Origin of the sequence: Indolivaga capnocytophagoides, assembly GCF_036511535.1 — a bacterium.
GTDB lineage: Bacteria > Bacteroidota > Bacteroidia > Bacteroidales > Dysgonomonadaceae > Dysgonomonas_A > Dysgonomonas_A capnocytophagoides.
Genome location: NZ_AP028867.1, coordinates 2,858,367 through 2,880,094 on the forward strand (window position 1 = coordinate 2,858,367; position 21,728 = coordinate 2,880,094).

Here is a 21,728-nt window from a genome sequence, read left to right on the forward strand (position 1 = left end):
CCAAAATATGTTGTAAACCAAAGATAGTACATCAGATACTTTCTGTTATTTATTTAGAAATACCGGGTAATTGGATGCCTTTTGTCTTATCTCCGCTTATCTTTACCGGATCTTTCAGATTTTCGGGATACGAAAAATTATCCGCCTTCATATTCTGTACATTTTTGAGAATCAAAGCTGCACCTTCCTGAGGAACGATCTTCACATTCTTGAATGTAATATCCTGAGATTCTACCAATTCAGCTCCATATTGAGCCGATATGGTAACATTTTCAATATGTATGTCATTAATATTCATCTCAGGCAGACCATTAAAAAACATAGCTCGGCGTGCATTACGTGATGTCAGGTTTTTCACATATATCTTTCTGAATACGGGAGTTGTTTCATCAACAGGAACAACAACATCCGATTCGGGTGTTTCGTCTCCATCCTCCAATGATTCGGAAGCCGATTTACCGCCATAATAAAGATCAAATAAGAATGATTCCGTAGCGATATTAAACATAAAAATATCACTTATATGTATATTTTCCACAACCCCCCCTCTTCCTCTGCGGCTTTTAAACCTCAAACCGACATCTGTTCCGAGAAACTGACAGTTTTTGACAGAGATATTTTTCACACCTCCGGACATTTCACTTCCGACAACAAATCCGCCATGACCTTGAAAAACCTTACAGTTGTCAATAATCACATTCTCAGTAGCCATTGCTCTCAATCGGCCGTCTTCGTCTTTTCCCGACTTGATACAGATTGTATCGTCACCTACATCAAAGACACTGTTTACGATGATCGAATTTTTACAAGACTCTAAATCCAGCCCATCCCCATTTTGTGCATAAGACGGATTACGAACCAAAATCCGATCTATAATTACATTCTCGCACATCAACGGATGAATATTCCAACTCGGGGAGTTTTCAAATAAAACACCTTGAAGAAATACATTCTTACAAGAAATGAAGCTAACCATCACCGGACGAAGAAAGTCTTTTATATCATTCCAGTCTTTATCCGAAAGCTCGCCTTTGGGCACATTCATATCGCTTTTTTCAAAACCTCTGAGTGACTTCTCAGAAGGGAACCAATAATCTCCGTTTCTTACAACACCTCCCGAGTTTACAACCTGTTTCCAATGAGCACTTGTAACCTTGCTTTTTTTCAATGGACGCCAGAATTCACCCGAACCATTAATTGATCCTTCTCCTGTAATGGCTATATTCTCGAGACCATTTCCCGAAATAGGAGACTGGCACCTGCGTGTCTCAAGACCTTCGAAACTGGTATTAACCAATGGATATAAATCAAAGTTTCCGGAAAAAAGAATTAAAGCCCCTTTTTCCAAATGCATATTGATATTAGACTTAAATACAATCGGTCCGGTGTACCATATTCCTTCCGGAACAATTAAGGTTCCCCCTCCTTGTTTCGACAATTGATCCATCGCCCGGGAAAACACCTCTGTGTTGAGAGTCATTCCATCGGGTATACCTCCGACATCCAGCAGCGAAAGCTTATTATCGGGGAATACAGGCTGTTGTATTACCGGCATCGGGAATGGTAATCCTTTATAATATTCTGAATAAAGGTTATCTGCATTTACCGACCCAGCGATAAAGAATAAACATACAAAAAATTGAGCTATTTTCTTTTTCATGAGTAAAGCGTTTTCAAGAAAAGCAGAACCGCACAAAACGGTTCTACTCTTCAAGTTTAGTTAGTTCCACCAACGGGGATCTCCCGGGTTATTTCCATTACCTATATTAGTATCTTTTATTGTAAAGTCTCCATTTGCAGGATCTACAAACAAATCGGCAGACGTTTTCGAATATTCGGATACTCCAGTCAAAGGGTATCCTGTGTTAATCGACAAATCGCTGGTTTTGTAAGAATCCGTTACAAATGTTGTTGTTATTTTAGGTGTAGTCGCTCTGATCTCATTAGCAGCATCAGACGCTCCGAATATACACGATGTTATATTGAAGGTCGAAGGAATACTTGCTGCCTTATCAAAGCTCACAATATACTTACCTTTTGAGGGAGCATCATATAGCGTAGAATTTGTTATATTTAATGACGAAGCCTGTGACTTGAAGGTCAAAACATTCGCACTAAGCAGATTATAAATTGTACTATTGGAGATTACAACATTGCCAACAGATACAGTCGCAGCATCTACAGTAAGCACACCATAACTTCCGATATTAGAAACAATAGAGTTTGTAATTTCAAAACGGGAAATATTTACAGCACCTCTCAAACGCATCATTCCCCTAAAAGTGTTTACTGTACAATTATCTATTTTAAATTCGGGTAGACTTCTTGCTCCGGATGGATTATCATTCAATATATAATCTGCACTATTATCTGTACCCGTTATCTTGAGATTGTATGCCCATAGCTTGAACGATACAGATGAGTCGTCTAGTTTAATTGATTTTAAAATCAACTGAACTTTATCGTCTCCACTGGGTAATCCCCATAAAGTCAATGATTTTATATGAGCAGGAATTGACCAGTTTCCATCTGCTGAATTAATTGTATAAGACGATCCTCCTGGAAATACCAGAATAACTGCATCATCGGTTATATTATCCAGATAAGTAGCCAGATCTTCATCTCCTGTAAGGAAATATTTTACACCGTCTCCCGATACCTTGGGCTGAGTAGTAAAGGAAACCGTACCCCGTTTGATTTCGTTATTAAAGATCTGAACCGAATAAGAAGTATTTTCTTTCAACCCCGAAAGAGATTTTTGTCCGAGAGAAATTTCTTCAGTTGTCAAGTCTATTTTCTGAGCAGTGCCGTTATTCTCGGTTAAAGTAATATGTGTAACATCATTTTCGGGATCCCATGTCAACAAAGCAGAGTCTTCCGAAATATCTTTAACAGCATTCAGTATTTGCTCTCCTTTAGTTTTGAATGTCAGAGAAACCCATTTCGAATCGGGCAATCCGTTGTTACCCGTTACTTTCAGACGGACAGAATATCTAATCTCCGCGTCCAGTTTCTTAACTGTAAAAATATACCTGATCTTCGTATCAGTCGAGTCTTTTACAAGATCTTCAGCATCAATTTCCACAGTTCGATCAATAGACGTAAATTGTAAACTGTCTTTACTAAATTCAAAAATATATTTTCCGGCATTTGGTACACTCGAAAATTTAAGAGACACTGATGTTGCAGCAACATCTGAAGTTTCGAATATTACGGGACTGAATATTCCATTCTCATTATCGTCGGTTGCCCAGTCATTCACATCATCACATGATGTAAATGACAGAACCGAACCACAAAAGAGAAGAAGTCCCACTATTTTATATAGAAATTTATTTATCATTTGATTCTTATATTTTAAGGTCTAGACCTATTAATGATTATGATAATGAAACCCACTGTATTAATAACCGTAAGAGTTAGTAACGACACCTCCGTAATCTCCGATTACACTTGTATGTATAGGAAAGAGATATCTGTCATCGCAAGTTCCATTATACGCTTTTTGCAATCCGGAGCTGAACAGTTTTATTCTTGTCAGATAATTTGTCTTATTCTCATCCGAGAAACCGAACATCCATTTCACTTTAGTATAACCAGCCTTCTTAACTTCATCGTCACTCAAGGCATCAAGCTCTGCATTCGCTTTATAGTAATTTATATTTGCTTTATCAATATTCTCTTTATCGTCTTTATACCGATAATAAATAGCCTGAGGCAGATTGTCATAGCTTTTATCAAATATCTTAACTGTTCCGCCATTAATCATTTCTGCAAAAGCATCTCTCTGATCCTGAATTTTTTTGGACAACAAATTCCATCTGATGAGGTCGAATTTACGAATAGCTTCCCCTCCAAATTCCCAAGCTCTTTCATTTACAATCGCATTGAAAAATTGTTGCTGAGACGTCAGGTTATCTACATAGTCTGTAACCTCCGCAGTAGAATTGGCAACACCGTTAAAAGCCCTAGCCCTTACCTGTTTCAAAGCATCTTTAGCAGAAGCAGTTGGCCCGTTCAGTTCATTTTCGGCTTCGGCGTACATCAGAAGTATGTCTGCATACCTCATCACAATCCAGTTTACACCATATCCCCACTTATTATTCGCACCTTTATTATAAGAAAGCCATGTTGCATTTTTACTCATCCAGCGTTGATCCCATTTTGCAAAGTTGTATGACAGAGGATTAGACTGAAATACTTCTTTCAGGTCTCCCGAAGAATTACCGTATGATGCAGTCGCAATAGTGGCATCACGACGGGTATCTTTCTGGTCAAACGAATAATAATAGTATGCGCTTGTATTAACTACGTTTGAATTATTGCCGTATCCATACTTTGTATTTGTATAAAATCTCACACCTATACTATAACCAATCTCTCCGCTCTGACCTAAACCTAAAGCTACTTCATACAGGTTTTCGCCATTAACACCATCTGGATTTAAAGCACAAACGTCTGTCCATATTGTTTCGTAATTAGATTTCAGAGTATAAATACCCTGATCCATTACTTCTTTACATTGTTCTCTTGCTATTTCATAATATTTTTCCCAGTTTGCACCTCTTTCCATCGGATATCCGGCCTTATCTCGAAGAGAATATCCACCTCTAGCTAAAGCGACACGGGCAATCAATCCCTTCACAAATCCTTTGGTTATACGCTCGGAATTTGAATACGAAACGGATCCGGCCGAATTTCCAACCCAAGGCAAGTCCTTCTGAGCCTCGGTCAAATCTTCTATAATAAAATCATAAATAGAATCCCTGTCTGTTTTCGGGAGATAAACATTCGATAAATCGTTCTTTGTGGGTTCTGTTTTGAAGGGAATGTCACCCCAATGTTTTACAAGTTCGAAATACCCCATAGCTCGCATTGCTTTTGCTTCGGCTAACAAAGATTTGAAGGCAGCCTGCTCACTAGTTGTTCCTGACATCAGCGGACTGTTTTGCAAACCTACTATCACAAGATTGGCTCTTTCTATCATCTGGTATATTCTCGTCCATAATAAAACAGAATTTCCGGAAGTGGCATAATAGTTAGATACTCCTCTATTTGAATTTTGATTATAAGATGTTTCATCAGCCCCTACAAATTCTATGTCATTATTTGTAGACCAGTTAAGAGAAATGCGCTGAGCATACATCTGAGCATCGGCAATACGGTCGTATATACCTAATACCGCCGACTCGGCATAATAGGTAGATGAGTAAACAGTCTCGTCTGTCATTTTCGACGGACTTTCTGTTTCCAGAAAATCATTGCATGAAGAGAATACAAACGAAAATGCAGCAATGGTTATATATATTATTTTTTTCATAGATATATTCTTTTAGAATGTTACATTTATACCACCGACAAACGTTTTCGCTTTCGGATAGGCGGAATAATCAACTCCCGGAGTGAAAGGGCTTGAAGATCCGCCACGGGTACTAACCTCCGGATCAGGGCCCGAATAATTTGTCCAGCAATACAGATTGTATCCTGTCGCATAAATACGTAAGGATTCTATCAGCCATTTTTTTGTTAAACTTTTGGGTAAAGTATAACCGACTGTCAGGTTATTCAAACGCAGGAAAGAACCATCCTCTACAGCCCATGAGTGGAAAACCGTAGTTGTCATTATCGGGTGCCACATCGATTTGCCCTTGTTCAGTTCTTGTAAAAGCTGCGGATTTGCATTTTTCCCCGAATAGATATTATTACCTGTAGAAGGATCAATAGTTGTAAAACGTTTATCTAAGCTCATTTCGGCTGATAAATTCTGATATTTCCGGGTTTGCAGGTAAGCCGTATTATCTAATTTATTCGCATTGTAAATATCATTACCGTATGACCAGTTAAAGAAAATAGCAGCATCAAACCCTTTATATGTAGCGTTAAATCCAAAACCTCCGGTATGAATAGGTAAAGCGTTTCCGATTACCTTTCTGTCATTCTCGGTTATCTCCGTGCTTCCATCATCCGATATCTTCTTTAGTTTAAGAGCTCCCGGACCAAAGTAATTTCCTGCACCAATCAGCTTGCTGTCATCAGCAACACCATCATTGAGTACCCAGCCATTCTTCGAATTATCCCATGTAAAATCGTCAAACGAATACATTCCATCCGTTACATATCCATACATCTGTCCCAAAGATTTACCTTCCTGTATCAGATAATCATAAGTAGGTTCTGCTGAACCATTCCACCCCGAACCGTATAATTTCGACTTGGCATCACCTCTTCCGTATTTATCAACCTTATTTTTATTGAACGCAATATTGAATGTTCCGCTCAACGTAAAGTCTTTATTATCGATTATATAACCCGTAAGAGATAGCTCCAGTCCTCGGTTAGAAGTTTGTCCAACATTCTGGTACTGATTATCAAAACCGGAAGTCGAAGGAATAGGTGTACTTACAATCAAATCTTTTGTTACATTATTATACAGATCAATTGTACCCGAAAGCCGGTTATTGAAAAAGCCGAAGTCAATACCAAAGTTTGTAGATTCGGTTGTTTCCCATGTCAGTTTATTATTTTTCAATGTACTAGACGGCGTAAGAATACTTGTAGCCGATTCGTTTAAATAAAACACACTCGATGATGACGATGTGTAATCTTGTCTCCAGTACGAACCAACTCTTGCATTCCCTACAGAACCGTAACTCAATCTGGCTTTCAGGTTACTTAACCAACCTTTAGTACCTTCCATGAATCCTTCTTCTGATGTTCTCCATGCCAAAGCTGCACCGGGAAAAAATCCCCAAAAATTGCCCGGACCAAAGTTACTTGTCCCGTCTTCCCTTGCTGTAAGGGTCAATAGATAACGGTCTTTCCAGTTATAATTTATACGCCCAAAGAATGATATCTGACGAGACGGTTCTCCTATCGATGTTCTTATAGGCTCCGCTTTACCATTGTTCATTTGAGCCAAGACCTCTTTTGCAGAAAAATCGACAGGAAAGAAGCGAGCTTCAGTTATTTTTTGATCTGTAACACTTTCATAAATCTCCTGACCTACAAGAAAATCAATTTTATGTTCTTTATTTATCTTCCAGTTATAAGCTAACGTATTACTGAACCGGTATGATTTTCCGTACTGATCAGTTATCTGTGCAATAGGCTGGTTACCGTAATTTTTGGATACACCTGTACCTTGCAGCCATACATTATCTGTTTTATTTTTGAGGTATGTATAATTAAACATACTGGTCAGTTTCAATTCTTTGAGAATATTCCATCCGAGTGTAGCCGTATAAGCATTTGTGAACTTATTTTGTTTTTTATACTCATTTTCAATTGACTCAATCGGATTCAACAGTAAACTGCTGGCTTCGGCTCCCGATTGGTCGTCATCATCATCCACAGATGAATTGAATGCAGACAAACCTCTGGTCGGAGCGTATTTCACAGCATTACGCAACTTCGTATTGGAACCCGACCCCGAAGATATACTCGGTCCGTTTATAGTTTCGTCAGCCAGACGTACATTAAAGTCGAAGCTTACAGTATTACTTACTTTTGTATTTACCTTTAAGTTTATGTTATTTCTTTTATACCCGGAATTGATCATAATATAATCTTCGTCGTTCCGGGCAAAACTCAAACTGTACACAGTAGACTTACTCCCTCCGGAAATACTGGCATTGTAAGATTGCTGAGTTCCTGTATTTCCGAAAAGCTTATCCTGCCAATCAATTCCTTTATCCGATTTATAGATATTCAAATCCTGAAAACGTCCGTAATAATTCTGAAATGTTTCTGACTGATCCAATTCATACTGATAATACACATACTCGTAAGGACTCAAGACCTTTATAAAATCATCGGTACGTTTCGCTCCGTATGATGCATTGAACGAAACGGAGATTTTCCCTTCACGTCCGCTTTTTGTTGTAATCAATACAACACCGTTAGACCCCTGAGCTCCATAAATAGCAGTACTTGCAGCATCTTTCAAAATGTCGATTGACGCTATATCCGAAGGGGGAATATCCGAGATAGAGTTTACCTGTATTCCATCAACAACATACAAAGGCGAATTATCCTGAGAAATGGATGTACCACCACGTACCCGAATGCGAATATCGGCATCGGGAGAACCCTCAGCCATAGAAACGTTTACCCCTGCCATACGACCGGTGATAGCTTCTGCAGCCGAAGCAACAGGGACATTTTTCAAATCTTTTGCCGAAACAGAAGAAACAGATCCGGTCAGGTCTTTTTTAGCCACGGCTCCATAACCGATCACTACTACCTCATCCAGTTCCGAAGAATTATCTTCCATTGTGATGGTGATTTTTGAGCCGGTTATGGGCACTGTTTGTGTTTTCATCCCGATATACTTGGCTTCTAATGTTTTTGCATTTGCCGGAACCGAAAGAGTAAAGTTCCCGTCCAAATCTGTAACTGTTCCGACAGAAGCTCCGGTCACAGAGACAGAAACGCCTATCAACCCTTCACCGCCGCCATCGACAACAGTTCCTTTTATCTCCTTTTTCTGCTGTGCATATACATCCCCCCAACAAACCAGGCTGAATATAATACACATCATAGAGAAAATTTTCATACTTGTTTTTTGCATGGTAAAAAAAGATGTGTTTAAAGTTAAATTAAGGTCACAGACCTCTTTAATTAGATTTTGATATGCAATATTAAAACAAGTCTGTTTTGCGTCAAGGGGTGAATTTGACTATTCGGGGGTGTAAAATTGTTACTCACCCCGCATAAATAAGGTCTTAAATCTATTTGTTGACTTTTCAAGTATAGCAGCCTCAGTCTGTTATAGAGAAAAAACACGTCATTAAATACTTTCTGTTACTAAAAAAAACACAGGAGAAAATTACCTTCTCCCCTGTGTTTTCATTTATTTTGATTATAAAAGTCCAGATCTCAATATCCCGGATTTTGTGTTACTGTCGCTTTATTCAGATTTATTGCAGACAACGGTATTGGGCGCAATATTTTATTCTGTCCGTCCGTTCCCTTGAAATAGTCGGCATTAGCTATATCAGGATTGTATTTCACACAATACTCTATCAGTTTCCCTGTACGTTTCAGATCCATCCAGCGATGATATTCACCGGCAAGCTCACGGGCTCTTTCATCCAGAATAAAATCGATCGATAGATCTTCTTTCGAAATAGAAAGATCATATCCCGACTCGGCGGCTCTCGCCCTTACAGAATTGATTCGTGCTACAGCATTCGTCAAATCTCCGGCTTTAAAATAGGCCTCAGCGGCAACCAAATAACTTTCTCCGACTCTCGCCAACACAATATCTCGAGTACTGCTCTTGGTACTGAATTTAGAATCGGGGTCATCGAATTTGCGGACAACCGACACCCCGTATACATCACCCGACATAGCCGAAACATAAGTTGTAGATTTGCCCGAAGTTGTCAGCGTATTTTCTTGCATCGGGATAATGATTGTTTTGGCTCGAGTCGCTGTATTTGCAGCACGCCACGCAGCAGTATCGGCAACAGCCCACACCGGAGGGTAATAATATAAGACCTTATCGGAAGCAAGTTCCGAATCTTTCAAATTATAGTAGTCATAATATTTATTATAAAGCTGAACCATAAATGTACCTTCATAACGAGAGTCTCCTTTTGTAAACAACTGATGCAAACGTAATGTAGGAGTCAGGTTAGAAGTTGTATACTTATGTCCATCTTCTGATCCTCCCAGATATGTTCCGAAAAAAGATTGCTGCATATTTCCATCGGAAGACGGATCTTCGATAGAAGTTTTATCATATTGAACTGACCATATAATTTCTTCGTTCTCTTGGTTCGACGGCCAGAACAGATTCTTATAAGTTACCGATAAACTCTGTCCCCCTATGGCAAGATCAGCGTATTTAGCTGCATTCTGAAAATCGGAACTAGAACCGAAGGTCTCATATCCCCGGCACAAATAAGTTTTAGCGATAAAGTGATTTACCGTTCTCTGATCTACATGCCCGAATGTTTTTGTTGTTGCAGGGAGCGATGTCAAAGCCTCATCCATTTCCAACAAAACATAAGCATACACATCTTCAGCAGATTTTCTTTCGAACTCAAACTGAGGTGAATTTATCATATCGGTTACAATAGGCACACCACCAAATTGCTGCACCAACAGATAATAATAGTATGCACGAATAAAACGGGCTTCGGCTTTATACTGCGACAAGTAATCTGTTTGCTCTGTATGATCGGCATAATATATGGCAGTATTAGCCAATTGGATCCCTTTGTAACAGTTCGAATAGAAAGTACTTACATCGGAGTCGGTACTTAACAATGCCTTGTATGTACCTAATCCATCAGGCACTTTATTACGTCCGGATGCATATAAATCTGTACCTGCGCTAAACACCCAGGGTTCTTTACCATAAACCGGACGCAAGGAAGAGTATACAGAATTCATCAGGCTTTGAAATCCACTTTTGGTGGAATAAAAACCATCTGAAGGAACGGAAGATTTATTATCCTGATCTAAAAAGTCGCTACAGCTTGCAGATCCCAGCAGGCATAACAGCAATATATAATATATTTTTTTCATCTTGTAAACTGATATTGATTAGAACTTAAGGTTTACTCCGAACTGGTAAGTCACAGAACTAGGTCCTCCGCTACCATCTGAGATAGATGCTCCTGCCCATTCGGGATCAAATCCTTTATAATCGGTGAATACAAACGGATTGAGTACATTCATATATACTCTGAGATTGGATATGCCCGCCTTTGATAACAACTTACGAGGAACAGTATAACCAAACGTTATATTCTTCACTTTCACGAACGATGCATCTACACAGTGGTTTGCATAATCATAAGTATCACTTGTATTGGATGTTCCCCAATATGTTCCTCCCCCATAATTAGTTCCGCTGTTATTCGGATAAGGGTTCTTCTGGTTATTATGTCCCGAAGATACTCCCACAGTTCCATCTGCATTCAGCACAGGAGTGCCTGCGGGGATATAATAATCCATCTTTATTTTAGAACGTCCACGGTCTTTATAATCCGTAAATTCGATCATAAACGGACTGGATACAGTAGATCCTTGTTTTGCATAAATCGAAAAAGAGAAATCAAAATCACGCCATACCAGATTAGAGGTAAAACTTCCTGTCCAGTCGGGAGCAGCATGCCCTAATATAACAGCGTCTTTTTGATCTATAACATAATTCTTATCTACATCAAGGGCTTTTGCCTGTCCCTCATACTGTCCGTATTTGGCAGCTTCGGCAGCTTCAGCAGCAGTCCAGACCCCTGTAATTTTATGACCGTAAACGACATTGATCGGATTGTTTATAAACCATTTGGCTGCCACATTGTCTTGCTTCGATCCATCAATATCAACTATTCGGTTTTTATTCGCCGAAAAAGAGAAAACGGTACTCCATTGCCAGTCTTTAGTTACAATATTTTTTGTAGTCAATCCGATTTCGATACCGCTGTTTCGTACTTTTCCTACATTGTCCCACATTACCCCGGTAGACGAACCTGTTTCGAGTGGCATAGGGCGTTCTAACAATAAATCAGTTGATAATTTATTATAGTAATCAACTGTTCCTGAAATCCTGCCGCCAAAGAACCCGAAGTCTAAACCGACATTAAATTCTCTCGATTTTTCCCACGACAAATTCTGATATACCAACCCGTTAGGCCCATACCCGTTAGCAAGGGTTCCGCCAAAGTCATACCAATATTTTGTACTTGCCAGAGACTGAGTATCGTATGCACCCACAGGAGTATTATTTCCGGTATATCCGAAACTGGCTCTCAGCTTTAGGTTACTAAGGGCATCAAATTTTGCAAATTCCTCTTCTGATATCCTCCACGCTAAAGCCATAGATGGAAATACACCCCACTTATTACCTTTTGCAAATTTAGACGATCCGTCCCACCGGCTGGATATTGTTGCCAGATACCGGCCTTTATAACTGTAGTTAAATCTCAAAGCATGAGACAACATGGAGATTCGGCTATAGGCACTGCTTTTTTTCTCCACGTTTGCAGCCGAACCAACATTGTGATATCCTGTATCGAAAGGCATATCCGACACACTAATATAATCCTCATCGTATTTATCATCAAAAACACTAAATAAGTACATCCCGCTCAGATCATGATCTCCGAATGTTTTCTGATAGTTGATCTGTGTATCCCATGTATAGTTAAAACGTTCTTTATTTTTTACTTCCGCAGCATTTACTCCTTTCGAATACTGAGCCGCAGTATATACTCCATTAAATATACCATTACGGCTTTTGTTATAAGTCGGAGAGAATGTTGTTTTCAGCGTAATATCTTTTGTAGGATTATACTGAGCATAAATATTTGCTAATACATCATATGTTTTGGTCTCGTTCACGGCATTCTGCATATCGAGCAAAGGATTGATAATACCAGAAAACTGTCCTGTACTCTCAAATATGTCCTTTCCTCCGGGTAATAATACCAAGTCGCCATTTTTATCATAAGGGATAAAATAAGGATTCGTTCTGAACGAATTCAGCACCGCATTCTTACTGCCGAAATCCTTATCGGTATATGCCATATTTGCAGAAAAACCAACAGAAAATTTATCATTGATCTTATTATCGACGGAACCTTTAAAGTTAAATCGTTGATAATTGTCATTTACAAATATTCCTTCTTCCTTCTGATATCCCACACCTGCTCTGTAAGCAACATTTTTCCCACTGCCGTTAACACTTATAAAGTGGTTTTGCTGCTGACCATCTTGTGTAACCAAACTAGGCCAGTCGGTATAATCTTTTTGGGCAAATTTACGTTTCATTACTTCACTGTCTGCATTCCAGAAGTTTTTGAGATTACCGTCTGTCATCTCATATGTAGGAATTCCGGCGGCAGTGTTCGCCCCTTTGGTCAATGTAGTATAACGGGCGAAACGATAATCGGAAAATTCATCACCCGACATAAAATCGGGCATACGAGCTATTTTTTTCACGCCATAATATCCGTCGTACGAAACTACAGTACGCCCGCCTTCTCCGCTTTTCGCCTGTTTCGTTGTGATCATCACAACTCCGTTAGTCGCTCTCGATCCGTAAATAGCTGTTGAAGACGCATCTTTAAGAATATCAACACGGTCGATATCAGCAGGATTAAGAAAATCAATTCCATCAGTTACAACTCCGTCCACGACATAAAGCGGACCTCCTCCCTGCATAGAGCTTTGCCCTCTGATCTGAATATCAAAACCTCCACCGGCACGGCTCGAATTCTGAGAAATATCCACACCGGCAACTTGTCCCTGCATAGACTCCAAAACACTGGTTGTACCTTTCGCTGTAATATTATCGGAAGAAATACTGCCGACAGAACCGGTCAGGTCATTCTTTTTCATTGTACCATAACCGATAACCACAATCTCTGATAACTCCGAGGAATTATCTTCCATGGTAATATTAACAACTGAACCGCTTATGGGTACGACTTTGTCTTTCATCCCGATATACTTTACTTCCAGACTTCTAGCATCAGCTGGTGCTGACAATACGAAATGCCCGTCCAGATCCGTGACTGTCCCCACAGTCGTTCCTTTTACTGACACAGAGACACCAATAAGACCTTCTCCTTTTATGTCAACTACTGTTCCTTTGATTTCTTTCTTTTGCTGTGCTTGAACATTGTGCCACGTAAAGAGACAACACAATATACACATGAGAGATAGGATTCTCAAATTTGTTTTTTGCATGGTAATTTAAGATGTGTTTAAAATTAGATTCTCAGTTAGCTGTAATTAAGCTTTCAATGGCAATAATATAATATATCGCCAACTACACCGGGGGTGAATTTGACTATTAGGGGGTGTGAAATTGTTATCTTCCGACCGACCATACCGATTATAAGACACTAAACACAGACACTCCAACCAAAAACACAAACAAAAATAAACAATAAGACAAAACCCTCAAACCACGTAAAACACAGGCAATATAAAATAAAAACCTCTATGATTAGAAAAACATAAATTACAAATTTGACAATAAGACCCGAAAACAAATCAAATACAGGTAATCTCCAATATAAAATTCTATTTTAATACATTTATTATCTTTGTGTGTGACCTTTCAACTTTCTATCATGAATAAACTATATTACCTTTTTGTTTTACTCGGACTTATACTATATACGGAAGATTCAAAATGTCAGCCAAAATGTTTCTTCGAACATTATGGAGCAGAAGACGGACTCCCTCAGCATACAGTAATGGACATACTGCAAGACCAAAAAGGTTTTATGTGGTTTTCGACATGGAACGGACTATGTAAGTTTGACGGGTACAACTTTACAACATACAAAATTCAGGACGGAGACTCTTATCACATGATGAGCAACCGCATAGATCATATTGTAAACGACAAATACGGATACATCTGGACTCTGTCATACGACAACGAGGCTCACCGTTTCGACCCCAAAACAGAACGTTTTATGGGATTGAGATCTATCAAAGAATACAAAGATCTGACCTTCAACGCAACCCGCATAGCCCCGATGAAGTCGGGGAAGGTGTGGCTTTTATCTGAAAAAATGGGGGCAGTATGCATTACAGATTCAACTTTCAAAGTCGAAATTTTCGACACTAACAATAAAAAGATACAAAACAATAAGATCAACGAAGTATACGAAGACGAAAGTTTACAGTCGTGGATATTGACTGAAAACGGACTATATTCACTCACTCCCGACATGAGTACTCCAAAAGCTTATTTCTTAGATAAAAATACTTCAGCAATTAAATCTCAAGCCTTCTTTTCGGCACAGGAAATAGACGACGAAATATGGTTCGGAAGCAACAAGGGCAAAATATGGAGATACGACAAAAACAACAGAAGCTTTTTACCTTTCGACACAGGGATATCGTCAGATATATCGAAAATAAAGCGAATCGATAAAAATCTGATTTTGATCATAAGCAACGGACAGGGTTTCTGTATTTACAACAAAAACACGAACGAATTAGCCAAATACAATAAAACAAACACTCCAAATCTGAGAAGCAATACAATCATATCGAGCTATATAGACAAAAACAAAAACATCTGGTTCGAAATGGATTTATTGGGTGTTTCGAAATTCAACATTACAACCAAACAGATAAAACACTTCGAAATGAAGATAGAAAGTGCTATTTCGAATGTTTTTCCTCCTAATTTTTTCATCTTCGAAGACAAAGCAGATCATCTGTATGTACATTTAAGAGGAGGAGGCTTCGGCTATTACGATCCTCTGACTGATCAGCTCATCCCATTCTACAACGAACCGTCATCTCCTTCGTGGAGATTCTCCAATATGCTGCATTCCGGTTTTTCCGACCGTCAAGGCAACCTTTGGTTAAGCACCCGATCGCACGGACTCGAAAAAATAATTTTCAACAACAGTGTATTCAGATCTACTCTTATAGATACAGATACACACTCTACTATAAACAATGATGTCAGAAGTATCTTCGAAGACTCTTATCAACGGTTGTGGGTATCTACAAAAGGAGGTAAAATAATGATATATAATGCCGATCTGACTCCCATAGGATATATGTGCGCAAATGGCAAAATAGGCACAAGGACACCCCTAAGCGGAATAAGTTACAGCATAACGGAGGATCACGAAAAGAATATCTGGATAGGAACAAAAGGTGATGGTGTTTACAAATTGACAAAAACATCTGATCCTAAATCCTATACAATAGAACATTACAAAAACTCGCCGACCGACAAATACAGTTTGAGCGACAACAGTGTGTACAGTATATATGAGGATGCAAAACACCAGATATGGATCGGCACTTATGGAGGAGGTCTCAATCTGGTTGACAAACATTTAAAAGGGAAGTTTTACAATCACAAAAACGACATGCGTGATTTCCCGATACATCAAGGAGCAAAAATAAGAATCATCTCTGCGGATAAATCGGGTAATATTTGTATCGGAACGACATTGGGATTAATCATGTTTTCATCGGCATTCAATTCGCCTCAGTCAATAAAATACAAAACATACACCCGCATACCCGGAACCGGAACCAGTATAAACAACAACGATGTGTACGATATATGTACAACACGCAGCGGAGATACCTATCTGGCAACTTTCGGGGGAGGTATCAATAAGATAAACGAGACAGACAAAGAGGGGTTCCCAACACAGTTTGTATCATTCACCACCAACGACGGACTGGCATCCGATGTTGTACTAACCATTGTAGAGGACAACCAAAATAACCTGTGGATAGCCTCCGAAGGGAATCTGACACAGTTCAATCCGGCGACAAAATCATGTGAAACCTACAGCGAAGTAAGCCGGCTTATCAAAGGGCAGAATTTCTCGGAAGGATCAAGATATACCTCCCGTTCGGGTATCGTATCTTTCGGGTACTCAAAAGGTTTTATATCTATCAACCCTCAAAAAATAGAACGAAACACATATATTCCTTATGTAGCGCTAACTAAGCTATTGATATCCAACAAGCCTGTGCCGATCGGAGAAGATTCTCCTCTGAAAGAAAATATTGATGACATAAATCATCTGCAGCTAAATCATAAGCAAAATTTTATTAGCATCGAGTTCGCTGCACTGGACTATATCGACCCAAAGCGCATAAGCTATGCCTACAAACTCGAAGGGCTAGATGAAGATTGGGTAATCACCAAAGAACAGCGGATTGCCAACTATTCCAATCTCGCTCCGGGTAAGTATATATTCCATGTAAAATCGACAAACAGCGATGGCATCTGGATGAAAAATGAACATGTACTGCACATAGAAATAACTCCGTCTTTCTGGCAGACAAACTGGGCTTACCTGATCTATATCGTCACAGCCATCATCATACTGTATTCCATACTCCGAACTATATTTATATTCTACCGATTGAGAGACAGGGTTGTAATGGAACATGAACAAACTGAAATGAAAACCCGCTTTTTCACCGATATCTCACACGAAATACGCACCCCGTTAACGATGATAGTATCTCCGGTTGAAAATATAATAGATGATGAAAAGACCCCTGACGAAACAAAATCGCAGTTACAACTCGTTCTGAACAATGCGAACCGTATGCTGCGTATGGTAAACCAAATTCTTGATTTCAGAAAGATACAGAAGAAACAACTATCCGTACAGCCCACCGAGATAGGACCTTATGTGTCGGAAATATGTCAGAGCTTTTTCAAAACCGCAGAAACTCAGAATATTGATCTTAAAATAAATGACCGGAGCGAACACGAAAAAATATGGATAGACCGCGACAGTGTAGAAAAACTGATATACAACCTCTTGTCAAATTCACTTAAATACACATCCGAAGGAAAATCCATAGAAGTAAATATTTTCAGGAAAGACAAGTCTATGGTTTTACAGGTTATAGATGAAGGAAAGGGAATGACCAAAGATATACTGAATAAGTTATTTACCCGTTTCGTTTCTTTTAATCCCGATAAAAGCAAACCCAGTACAGGTATCGGGTTGTCGATAGTAAAAGAAGTTGCAGATAAACACCATGCAAAAATACAGGTCGACAGCAGTCCGAATGAAGGCTCTTGCTTTTCAGTCATTTTCAATATGGGAATTGAGCACTTCGAAGATGAAGTAGATATTGTAAAGCAGGAAGAATCGCCTGTATACTCCGTACCTGAAAATACAGAAAATCCGTTATCAACGGATACCGAAGCTATATCCATAAGTAGAATTCAGGAAACCGACAATACACCCGACAAAGCAACAATACTTGTCGTGGAGGATGATCCTGACCTAAGACACTTCATACGCACTATACTCCTGCCCTTTTATGATGTGCTGGAAGCCGAAAACGGCAGGGAAGGTTATGAAACTGCAGTAAACAGCCTTCCCGATTTTATTGTAAGCGACTTGATGATGCCCGAAGTAGATGGTGCAGAATTTCTGCAGCAAATACGAAACAACTGCGAAACCAGCCATATACCATTCATTATGCTTACAGCTAAAGCAGATATGGAAAGCAGACTCAACGGATTGGAATACGGTGCAGATGATTATATCACTAAGCCGTTCAGCGTAAAATACCTCAAAGCCCGCATCAACAATATCGTACAGCAAAGAAAACGATTGTACGAAGTTTATACTCTCAGGGTTCAAAAAAATACAGGAGACAATATTCCTCATGATCAGAATACCACCGGAAAAGAGGGACAGTCCATCACCATACACGATAATAACTTCCTATATAAAGTAGAAGAAATTATCGAAGAAAATATCGACAACAGCGACTTTCTTATAGAAGATCTCGTTTCGGCTATGGCAATGAGTCGTACCGTTTTTTTCAAGAAACTAAAAAGCCTGACGGGTTACTCTCCCATTGAATTTGTCCGGAATGTAAAAATAAAACATGCCGCCAAACTAATTCTCAGTGATGAAAATTATACAATAAAAGAAGTCTCTTTTATGATCGGAATAGCCGATACAAAATACTTCACACAATGCTTTAAGAAGATATACGGAGTACCTCCGAGTGAATACAGAAATCAGTCAAAAGAGTCGGATATCAAAAATAAAAGGCAGTAAGTATTCTATACTGTATTCTTTAAGAGATAACTAACTATTGGGGACAGGCTTGGATGAAGAAACAAATAGATCTGAGACCTTGATGTAATATTGTACAAATACAGGGAATAATTAACAAAGTCAAAATGTCCCCTCTCTGTCCCGTATATTTTTATTTATATTTGTGTGTAAGTAATCTCGTAACCCGTTATTACCTATAAGACAAATAACGGAAAACTAAGAAACCGAAGAACCTTATCACATGAATGCATTTGTATCTATCGCAAAAAAAATGAGCTATGCAGGACTATTGTTTACATTGCAGCCTGCACTATTCATGAGCCTTTCAGCCCAGAATCTAAGTAAAGAAATCCGCTTGAAAAATAATTCTGCTGCAACCATAATCGATTACACCGCAGAAATACCTCTTGAGGAATTATCTCTGCCTTTAGGCAACTATGTAGCAGAATACAATGGAAAAGTTGTTCCTCTGGAAATTAGCAGCAATATTTATAAGAAAAATTTTGCGATACTGCCGATAGATAAAATAGAAGCAAATAAAGAAATCAAAGTAACAATCAAAAACGGGACAAGCGAAGCGTATCCCAAACGCACCTACGCTGAGCTTGCACATAAGATTGGGGGACAATTTATCGGTAAAGAATATATCGGCGGTTTTTCGTGGGTAAAACCAAACCAACTGACCATACCCGGAACATTTACCGACCATTCCTACTACATTAAATACGAAGGTCCCGGATGGGAGAGCGACAAAGTAGCATTCCGCTTCTATCTCGATAACCGTAATGCAATCGATGTTTTTGCAAAAACGACATCAGACATTGTACTCCCTGCAGTAGGTACAGACGGATTTGCCAATTATCACAATCTGGCAGCATGGGGTATGGATAATATGAAAGTGGGCGCAGGTCTTGGTATTGGAACAATCGCAATATGGAATGGAACAAAAGTTGTACGTGTCGAAAAAAAGGACAGTACAACATGCCTTATTCCGATGGACGGAAAAATCAGGTCGCAGGTTAAAACTATTTATTATGGATGGGATGCCAATGGCACAAAATGCAATCTGACTTCATTGATTTCTATTGATGCAGGAAGCAGAGCATCCCACATGGAATTATTGACAGACAAAAACATTGATAACATTGCAACCGGAATAATTAAAGACAAAAACGGCAAACTTATCGTGAAAAACGAAGCCGGAAGTGAATGGTCATACATTGCGACCTTCGGCAAACAAAGTCTGAATAAAGACATGCAGGGTCTGGCACTCTTTGCCCGAACCAAACAAATCAAACAAATTACCGAAGACGATTTGAATCATGTTGTAGTACTAGCTCCAGAAAACGGATACGTAGAATACTACTTTATGCCGACATGGGAATTAGACAAAGAACCGGTGAAGGACGAAGCCACTTTCATGAAGTGTATCGATGAAGTACTCAACCGCTTAAATAGTAAAATTAACATAACCGGACTAAAATAAACATCAATATTGTTGGAAAAAAGCATCCTTTAAGCTTTATTTGCAGGATGCTTTTCCAAGCATGATTTATTTTTTGCCAAAATATGTGTTCGCACACATACAATATAACAGAATTTTGAATAATCTGATATCAGACAAAAAATGATTAAAGAACTGAGACCTTTTTACCACTTTGGGAAGTATAACAACCAAAGTTTACCATGAACTAAAATATATCATTAAATACTTTTATTTACTTAAATAATAAAGACATTTACAATGAAACAATTTCTTGATGACAACTTCGTCTTACAAACAGAAACAGCACAACAGCTCTATCACGAGCATGCGAAGAAATTACCAATCATTGATTACCACTGCCATTTAGATCCAAAACTAATCGCGGAAAATTACCAATTCGATAATCTTGGCGAAATATGGTTGGCAGGAGACCACTACAAATGGCGTGCAATGCGTACAAATGGAGTGGACGAACGTTTTTGTACTGGAAAAGATACTACCGACTGGGAAAAATTTGAAAAATGGGCTGAAACAGTTCCATACACAATGCGTAACCCGCTGTATCACTGGACACACCTTGAACTGAAAACAGCTTTTGGGGTTACTAAATTATTAAAACCTGAAACAGCTAAAGAGATATTCGATATATGTACAGCTAAACTTCGTACCCCCGAATTCTCGGCAAGAGGTATGATGAAACACTACAATGTAGAAACAGTTTGTACAACTGATGATCCGGTAGATTCTCTGGAATATCATCTGTCTCTGAAAAAAGAAGGATTCTCGATCAAAATTCTTCCGACATGGCGTCCGGACAAAGCAATGGCAGTAGAAGTACCTGCTGATTTCAGAGCTTATGTAGAAAAATTATCTGCTGTATCAGGAGTATCTATCAGTAAGTTTGCAGACCTGATTGCTGCATTGCGCAACCGTCACGATTTCTTCGCCAGTGTAGGATGTAAATTATCAGACCACGGTATCGAAGAATTTTATGCTGAAGATTACACAACAGCCGAGATAGAAAATATATTCAACAAAGTATACGGAGGTAAAGAACTTACCAAAGAAGAAATCATAAAATTCAAATCGGCAATGTTGGTCGAAGGTGCTATCATGGATTGGGAAAAAGGCTGGACTCAGCAATTCCATTATGGAGCTATCCGTAACAACAACACACGCCTGTTTAACCAATTAGGACCAGACACAGGATTCGATTCCATCGGAGACTTTACCATTGCCAAAGCAATGTCTAAATTTTTCAACAGACTGGATACAAACAATCAACTGGCTAAAACAATCATCTACAATCTAAACCCCAGAGACAACGATCTGATAGCTACCATGATCGGAAACTTTCAGGACGGATCGGTTGCCGGAAAAATTCAATTCGGATCGGGATGGTGGTTCCTTGATCAAAAAACAGGGATGGAGGCACAGATGAATTCTCTTTCGAACCTTGGTTTACTGAGCCGTTTCGTCGGTATGCTGACCGATTCCCGCAGTTTCTTATCATATCCTCGTCACGAGTATTTCAGAAGAATTCTATGTAACCTGATCGGTAATGATGTAGAGGAAGGATTATTGCCTGCTTCGGAATTACCATTTTTAGGACAATTAGTCGAAAATGTATCTTACTACAATGCAAAGAACTTTTTTAAATTCTAGGATCGCGCACCTTTTTATTGCTT

At 39.0% G+C, this 21,728-nt stretch carries 9 protein-coding genes; 3 read left to right on the forward strand and 6 right to left on the reverse strand.

The genetic code is table 11. The features are described from left to right. Positions 1–49: 49 nt before the first annotated feature. The 6 genes from AABJ51_RS11465 to AABJ51_RS11490 form a co-directional block, all read right to left on the reverse strand. Positions 50–1,660, reverse strand: coding sequence for a glycoside hydrolase family 28 protein (locus AABJ51_RS11465; RefSeq protein WP_338372685.1), 1,611 nt, complete (start codon positions 1,658–1,660; stop codon positions 50–52). 60 nt (positions 1,661–1,720) lie between these two features. Further along, positions 1,721–3,343, reverse strand: a complete 1,623-nt coding sequence (locus AABJ51_RS11470) for a DUF5123 domain-containing protein (RefSeq protein ID WP_338372686.1) — start codon at positions 3,341–3,343, stop codon at positions 1,721–1,723. Between the two features lie 60 nt (positions 3,344–3,403). Further along, a complete protein-coding gene (locus tag AABJ51_RS11475; protein ID WP_338372687.1) occupies positions 3,404–5,320 on the reverse strand; it encodes a RagB/SusD family nutrient uptake outer membrane protein in 1,917 nt (638 codons plus the stop codon). A 12-nt stretch (positions 5,321–5,332) separates the two neighbouring features. Then, complete coding sequence (locus tag AABJ51_RS11480) at positions 5,333–8,554, reverse strand: SusC/RagA family TonB-linked outer membrane protein (RefSeq protein WP_338372688.1); 3,222 nt, start codon at positions 8,552–8,554, stop codon at positions 5,333–5,335. Positions 8,555–8,877: 323 nt separating this feature from the next. Then, complete coding sequence (locus AABJ51_RS11485; RefSeq protein WP_338372689.1) at positions 8,878–10,536, reverse strand: RagB/SusD family nutrient uptake outer membrane protein; 1,659 nt, start codon at positions 10,534–10,536, stop codon at positions 8,878–8,880. Between the two features lie 18 nt (positions 10,537–10,554). Continuing rightward, entirely contained in the window at positions 10,555–13,704 is a 3,150-nt protein-coding gene (locus AABJ51_RS11490) for a SusC/RagA family TonB-linked outer membrane protein (protein WP_338372690.1), read from the reverse strand. 389 nt (positions 13,705–14,093) lie between these two features. On the opposite strand from AABJ51_RS11490, the gene AABJ51_RS11495 reads away from it, so the two are divergent. From AABJ51_RS11495 to uxaC, 3 genes are all read left to right on the forward strand, one after another. After that, positions 14,094–18,554 (forward strand): hybrid sensor histidine kinase/response regulator transcription factor, encoded by a 4,461-nt coding sequence (locus AABJ51_RS11495; protein WP_338372691.1) that lies wholly within the window; start codon positions 14,094–14,096, stop codon positions 18,552–18,554. 241 nt (positions 18,555–18,795) lie between these two features. After that, the gene (locus AABJ51_RS11500) at positions 18,796–20,040 is read left to right on the forward strand and encodes a DUF4861 family protein (protein WP_338372692.1); all 1,245 of its coding nucleotides are present in this window, start codon (positions 18,796–18,798) and stop codon (positions 20,038–20,040) included. Between the two features lie 258 nt (positions 20,041–20,298). Then, positions 20,299–21,705: a glucuronate isomerase gene (gene uxaC / locus AABJ51_RS11505; protein ID WP_338372693.1), complete on the forward strand. Its 1,407-nt coding sequence runs from the start codon at positions 20,299–20,301 to the stop codon at positions 21,703–21,705. Positions 21,706–21,728 lie beyond the last annotated feature (23 nt).